Origin of the sequence: Pseudoalteromonas sp. 3J6, assembly GCF_903995135.1 — a bacterium.
Lineage (GTDB): Bacteria > Pseudomonadota > Gammaproteobacteria > Enterobacterales > Alteromonadaceae > Pseudoalteromonas.
Genome location: NZ_LR877185.1, coordinates 86,583 through 93,111 on the forward strand (window position 1 = coordinate 86,583; position 6,529 = coordinate 93,111).

Sequence of the window (6,529 nt, forward strand, 5' to 3'; positions counted from 1 at the left end):
AAGTTAGCTTGCTCATTTGTTTTTGATAGTTGTATTAACACTTAGCGCATTGAGTGAACTTACAATTTCACCGCAAGCTATGTAATGTTATGTAAAGTCAATTGAGCAAAGTTTGCTAAAGTGATTGAATAACATTCATAAATAGCATTGATCAGGTTTAAACATGATGTGGCAATATAAGCCATCTTTATTAGCAATAAGCATTATAGTGTTGAGCGGTTGTGCGAGTAACTTAAACCAATCGCAGCGCGAACAAACTCCAAATAATTTACCACAGCAGTGGCAACAACAAGCATCAAGTTCTGTATTAAAAGTGGATGATGAATGGTTAACTCAACTACACACGCCATTACTTAACAAATACGTAGAACAAGCGCTTAAAAACAACCAACAACTATTACAAACCAGCTATGATGTCGCTATTACTAAACAGCAACTAATAGTAACCGGATCAGCTCTTTGGCCTAGTTTAGATTTATCTTCGCGTACTAGCCGAAGCAAAAATAACCGGCCTGTTAGCTATAATAATGCCAGCTCGGTAAGCTTAAACTTAAATTACGAAGTTGACTTATGGGGTAAGCTGTCAGATTCAAAACGAGAAGCTAACCTTTCATATTTAGCGCAAAAAGCGCGTTTTGAACAAGCTAAACAGCAACTGGTTTCAGATGTTGTACAAGGCTGGTTTGATGTTGTGTCTGCGCAGCAGCTACTTGATTTATATAAGCGCCGTGAAGAAAATGCTAAGCAAAACCTCGATATAATTGAATCGGGTTACCGCCAAGGTATAAACGAAGCGCTTGATGTTTATTTAGCCCGCAATGAGCTCAATAACGAACGCTCACGCATTGCCACTCAAACAGCGAGTTTATCAAGTGCAGCGCGAGGGCTTGAGCGCTTACTAGGTGAGTACCCAAAAGGAGCTATTGCAGCAAGCACTGACTTACCGGTTGTTGATACCGAAATTCCAGTTGGTATTCCTTCAGAGCTCATTACCCGAAAGCCCGCATTACTTGCCAGTTGGTACGAGTTATTAGCTAGTGATGCGTCATTGGCTTACGCACATAAACAGCGCTTTCCGAGTTTAAATTTAACTGCAAGCTTAAGTGATAGTACAGATCGAGTGAGTGATTTGTTTTCTCCTTCAAGCCTCGCATGGTCTTTACTCGGAAGTATTTCGGCACCTATTTTTGAGGGAGGGCGTTTACAAGCCAATGAAGAAATAGCGCGTCTGAATACTCAAAAGCAAGAGCAACAATACTTGCAAACTCTGTACGATGCATTTGCTGATGTAGAAAATGCAATATCGCAGCAGCAGTCTTTAAAAGCGCAGTACACCAGCACCCTCGAAGCACAAAAAAATGCACTTGCGGCCGAGCAGTTATCGTTTGAGCAATATCAAAGTGGCTTAGTAACTTATACCACGGTACTTGATGCACAAGGTCGCTCATTCGATGCGCAAAGTTCATTAATACAAATTAAAAACCAATTAATCGCAAATAGAATTAACCTACATGTTGCCCTCGGTGGTGATTTTGAAAAACCGTCAAGCGACTTAAAGAGCAATAACGATGAACACTAAAACAGCTAAAATTATTATTCCAGCCGCGGTTGTTGTTACCGCTCTTTTAATTGTATTTTTTATTAAGAGTAATCCGCCAGAAGCGAGACGCTTTAGTTCAGCACCAAAAGCAGCAATTAGTGTATCTGTACTTGAGCTTGTGCCTCAAAGTTATCAAGTAATGATAGACAGCTACGGTACAGTAAAGCCTCGTACACAAAGCTTACTTGTTGCTCAAGCATCTGGGCAAATAATTGAAGTGAGCGATGAGTTTAGAGAAGGTGGCTTTTTTGAAAAAAGCGACGTGTTATTAAAGCTAGATAATAGAGATCATCAGGCAGAGGTTAAATCTGCACAAGCTAACTTGCTCACAGCAGAGCAAAGCTTATTAGAAGAAAAGGCCCGCGGGCAACAAGCACTGACTGATTGGAAGCGCCTTGGTGGTTCAAGCCAAGCTAGCAGCTTGGTATTACGTGAGCCGCAATTAGCAGCTGCGCAAGCACAAGTGCTATCGGCTCAAGCTGCTCTTGAAAAAGCAGAGCTTGATTTAGAGCGTACAAAGGTTACCGCACCTTATGCTGGGCGCATACTGAGTCGCAGTGTCGATTTAGGTCAAGTAGTGAGTAACAATACCCAACTTGCCACTATTTACGCTATTGATAGCGTAGAAATTCGCTTACCAATAAAAAATAAAGACCTTTCGTTTGTTAACCTGCCAGAGCAATACCGTGATGGTGCTAAAAACCAAGCGGGTTCGTTAGTTAAATTTAGTTCTGATTTAGTGGGTGAGCAAACATGGCAAGGCCAACTTGCACGCACTGAAGGCGCTATTGACCAAAACGCGCAGCAACTTTACGTGGTAGCAAAAATAGACGACCCATATAAATCAACCGCCAGTAATCAGTATCCAATTAAAATAGGGCAATACATTAAGGCGCAAATAGCGGGTAAAACAGTGCAAAATGCGTTGATCATTCCTAACAGCACAATTTATCAAGGTACTTATGTTTATGTGGTTGAAGGTGATGTATTAAAGCGTAAAGACGTTACTTTTGCATGGCAAAACGCCAATCAAGCAATGATCAAAACCGGTTTAAAAGCGAACGATAAATTAGTTGTCACGCCGCTAGGTCAAGTAAGCTCAGGCACTAAAGTGAGTATTTTAGGTGCACAGCCAAAAGAAAAAGTACCTAAAAATAAGCGCCCGACTCGTGAGCAGCTAGAGCAAAAAGCAAAAGAGCTTGGTATTAGTGTTGAAGAGTTAATAAAAAATCGTCGCGCGGCCAAGCAAGGAGATAAAGCATGATTGCTTGGTTTACCAAAAACCATGTTGCTGCCAACTTATTGTTAGTAACTTTGTTGTTGTCGGGACTATTTAGTTTATCGAGTAAAATACCACTTGAAGTATTTCCGTCCTTTGAAACCGATATGATAAGCGTAGGTGTTAGCTTGCGTGGTGCAACCCCTGAAGATGTAGAGCAGGGCGTAACTATTCGTATTGAAGAAGCGGTGCAAGACTTAGAGGGAATTAAACAAATATTTAGCCGCTCGTCAGAGGGCTCAGGCTCTGTAACTATTGAGGTTGAAAGCGGTTACGATCCTCGTGAGTTATTAGCTGATATTAAAAGTCGAGTCGATGCGATTAATACGTTTCCTGGCGATGCAGAAAAACCGATTGTTGCGCTGGCTGAGCGCAAAAGAGAAGTAATAGCTGTTACCGTATCAAGCGATTATGGCGAAAAAGAAACGCGTGAATATGCCGAAAAAGTGCGAGATCAAATACTGCGTTTGCCTAACGTAACGCAGGTAGAGCTAAGTGGTGTACGAGACTACGAGTTAGCCATTGAAGTTAGCCAAGATACACTTCGCCAATATAGCCTAAGCCTTGCGCAAATATCGAGTGCTATTGCTAATTCAAGTTCTGATATTTCTGCCGGTAACTTAAAAACAGAAGGTGGCGATGTACTAATTAGCTCAAAAGGGCAGGCTTATCGTAAAGATGAATTTGCCAGCATAGTAGTAAAAAACCAAGCCGACGGAACGATTATCCGCTTAGGTGATATTGCTACAATTAAAGACGATTTTGAAGAAACGCCAGTACGCACCCGTTTTAATGGTAAGCAAGCGGCGTTTATAGACGTTTACCGAATTGGCCCGCAAAGCGCGATAACCGTGGCAGACGATGTTAAAAACTACATTGAAGAACAGCAAGCCACGCTACCACAAGGTTTTAAACTAAGTTATTGGGACGACGATTCAGAGCTAGTTAAAAGCCGTATCGCCACCTTAACCAGTAATGCTTTACAAGGTGGTATTTTAGTACTGGCACTGCTCACGCTATTTTTGCGCCCAGCAATTGCATTTTGGGTGTTTATTGGTATTCCTGTATCGTTTATGGGCGCGTTTATCGCGATGCCAATTTTTGGTGTAACGCTAAATATAATGAGCTTATTCGGCTTTATTTTAGTACTTGGTATTGTAGTAGATGACGCCATAGTAACCGGCGAGAACGTGTATACCCATTTAAAAACGGCAAAATCCGGTGAGCAGGCTGCTATATTGGGTACTCAAGAAGTTGCGACTCCGGTTACCTTTGGTGTACTGACTACCGTTGCTGCCTTTTTACCTTTAGCATTTATTGAAGGGGCGCGCGGCGCCTTATTTGCACAAATTCCGGTAGTCGTTATTCCAGTTTTATTGTTTTCGCTAATTGAATCTAAATTTGTGTTACCAGCACATTTAAAATACATAAAACTACGCCATCAAAAAGGTGAACCATCTAAGCTTGAAGCGATTCAACAACGCTTTGCAGATGGCTTTGAAAGTGCAATTTTAAAATATTACCAACCTATATTAAACACTGCTTTACGCCATAAACTAGCAACGGTTAGTTTATTTGTGGGGGTATTTTTTATTATTTTAACCATGATCACCAGTGGTTGGACTAAGTTTATCTTTTTCCCACGAATTCCTAGCGAAACTGTACGAGTCAATCTAACACTGCCAACAGGTACACCGTTTGAAGTAACCAATAAATACGTGATTGATATGTCCGAAAAAGCGCAGCAATTACAAGACAAATATCGCGATCCTAATACAGGCGAAAGCGTTATTTTAAATATATTAGCCACTACAGGCGGACGCGGTGGTGCGTCTAACTCCGGAGCGGTACGCTTTGAGATAACACCTGCTGAGCAGCGTGAATCAGACATAGGCTCACGCGAGCTTGCAAGTGAATGGCGCGATTTAATTGGTGTTATTCCTGGCGCTGAAAGCCTAACATTTAGAGCTGAAATTGGCCGAAGTTCAGACCCAATAGACGTTCAACTAAGTGGTACTTCACTAACAATATTGCAAGATGTGGCTGATAATATTAAAAATCGTTTAGCAACGTACCCAACGGTGTTTGATATTGCCGACAGTATGTCTGACGGTAAAGAAGAGTTGCGTATAGAGCTTACGCAACAAGGTTTGGCGCTTGGTTTAAATCGTGTAAATGTAGCAGGGCAAGTGCGAAATTCGTTTTTTGGCTCGCAGGTTCAGCGTATTCAACGCGGACGAGACGACGTGCGTGTAATGGTACGTTTACCTATTGATGAGCGCCGCTCTGTAGCTGATTTACAAAACATACTAATAAATACTCCCGATGGCGGTTCTGTACCATTGTCGCATGTGGCAACGCTTGCGGCAGGGCAAAGCCCATCAACCATAAACCGTATTGATCGTTATCGCACACTAAACGTGACGGCTGATATTGAAAAAAACAACACCAACATGACGGTGCTTCAAGCCGACCTAGCACAATATTTAGACGAGTTAATGCAGCAATACCCAGGTGTTGATTACAAACTCGAAGGTGAAGCCAAAGAGCAAAGAGAGTCGTTTGGCTCATTGGCTTGGGCGTTAGTGTTTGTGTTTTTTATAATTTATGCGTTATTGGCCATTCCGTTTAAGTCATACATGCAACCAATTATTGTTATGAGTGTTATTCCATTTGGCATGATTGGCGCAGTAGTAGGGCACTGGATAATGGGTATGGATTTAACCATTATGAGCCTACTAGGTATGCTTGCGTTAATAGGGGTTGTAGTGAACGATTCGCTTGTATTAGTCGATTTCATTAATAAAAAACGCAGCGAAGGTGGCGATTTAATAGAGGCAGTTAAACTTGCTGGCGCATCGCGCTTTCGCCCGGTTATGCTCACCAGTTTAACCACTTTTATAGGTTTAATGCCGCTGCTGTTTGAAAAGGCGACTCAGGCGCAGTTTTTAATACCTATGGCAGTAAGCTTAGGATTTGGGATTATATTTGCGACTTTTATAACCTTATTACTTGTTCCCGTTAACTATATGCTGATGGAGCGCTTTCAAGGTTGGTTTAAGTAGTGTTAGGCATTAAAAAGACAAAGGGATAGGTGTTAGAAATAAGTTTAATATCGGGCTGTGGAAACGCAGTTCGATATATTTAAAGACGAAAGATAGGGAATATTTAGTTATAAAGAAATGCTTGAGAACCTAAGCTATAAAGGAAGGTGTTCCCCGAGAATGCGGTGCCCGGTGTCAGTCCTGAAACCTTGAGGTTTCAGGGCGGAAATCTGCGGTTTACCGTAGGCTTCTCGGTACATGCCGAGCTTGCACAATAGTAAACGAACAAAAATCCTGGTATAAAATTTATCGGCTCAGGGACTTAACCAAGCTCCTGCACCCCAGGGAACAAATTTAGTATATAAGACATATTCCAATCCTTAAACCCCAATCGTAAAAAATTAAACTGTTCGCTCAGTTTTCCTCCAAATTTAGGGTCTGTTGATCTTTGCGGATTAAAATTTGTTCAAACTAGGGGTGGTTTAATCGCGGCGCGAGGTTTGTAACCTAGTGGGCTAAGTAAAAACCGAGCAACAAAGAGTAAATCGCCCCTAGGCAGAACCCTTCGGGCAGCGCCTGTTTGGCATTGATGCTGCGTTATCGCCT

At 41.9% G+C, this 6,529-nt stretch carries 3 protein-coding genes and 1 other RNA gene; 3 read left to right on the top strand and 1 reads right to left on the bottom strand.

The genetic code is table 11. The features are described from left to right. The first annotated feature begins 163 nt into the window (after window positions 1–163). From P3J6_RS00390 to P3J6_RS00400, 3 genes are read left to right on the top strand one after another with little or no spacing between them, the layout of a single operon-like run. The gene (locus P3J6_RS00390) at window positions 164–1,579 is read left to right on the top strand and encodes a TolC family protein (RefSeq protein ID WP_198521964.1); all 1,416 of its coding nucleotides are present in this window, start codon (window positions 164–166) and stop codon (window positions 1,577–1,579) included. After that, window positions 1,569–2,864, top strand: coding sequence for an efflux RND transporter periplasmic adaptor subunit (locus tag P3J6_RS00395; RefSeq protein WP_198521965.1), 1,296 nt, complete (start codon window positions 1,569–1,571; stop codon window positions 2,862–2,864). The genes P3J6_RS00390 and P3J6_RS00395 overlap by 11 nt, the downstream gene beginning before the upstream one ends. Further along, window positions 2,861–5,944 carry an efflux RND transporter permease subunit gene (locus P3J6_RS00400; protein ID WP_198521966.1) on the top strand — a complete coding sequence of 1,028 codons (3,084 nt, stop codon included), beginning with the start codon at window positions 2,861–2,863 and terminating at the stop codon, window positions 5,942–5,944. The genes P3J6_RS00395 and P3J6_RS00400 overlap by 4 nt, the downstream gene beginning before the upstream one ends. A 146-nt stretch (window positions 5,945–6,090) precedes the next feature. Here P3J6_RS00400 and ssrS read toward each other — a convergent pair. After that, a non-coding RNA gene (gene ssrS, locus P3J6_RS00405) (6S RNA) lies at window positions 6,091–6,274 on the bottom strand. Window positions 6,275–6,529 lie beyond the last annotated feature (255 nt).

Bases quoted from the DNA above. Each gene is read 5' to 3' on its own strand.
- P3J6_RS00395 (WP_198521965.1), top strand. From the start codon at position 1,569: ATGAACACTAAAACAGCTAAAATTATTATTCCAGCCGCGGTTGTTGTT.
- P3J6_RS00390 (WP_198521964.1), top strand. From the start codon at position 164: ATGATGTGGCAATATAAGCCATCTTTATTAGCAATAAGCATTATAGTG.
- P3J6_RS00400 (WP_198521966.1), top strand. From the start codon at position 2,861: ATGATTGCTTGGTTTACCAAAAACCATGTTGCTGCCAACTTATTGTTA.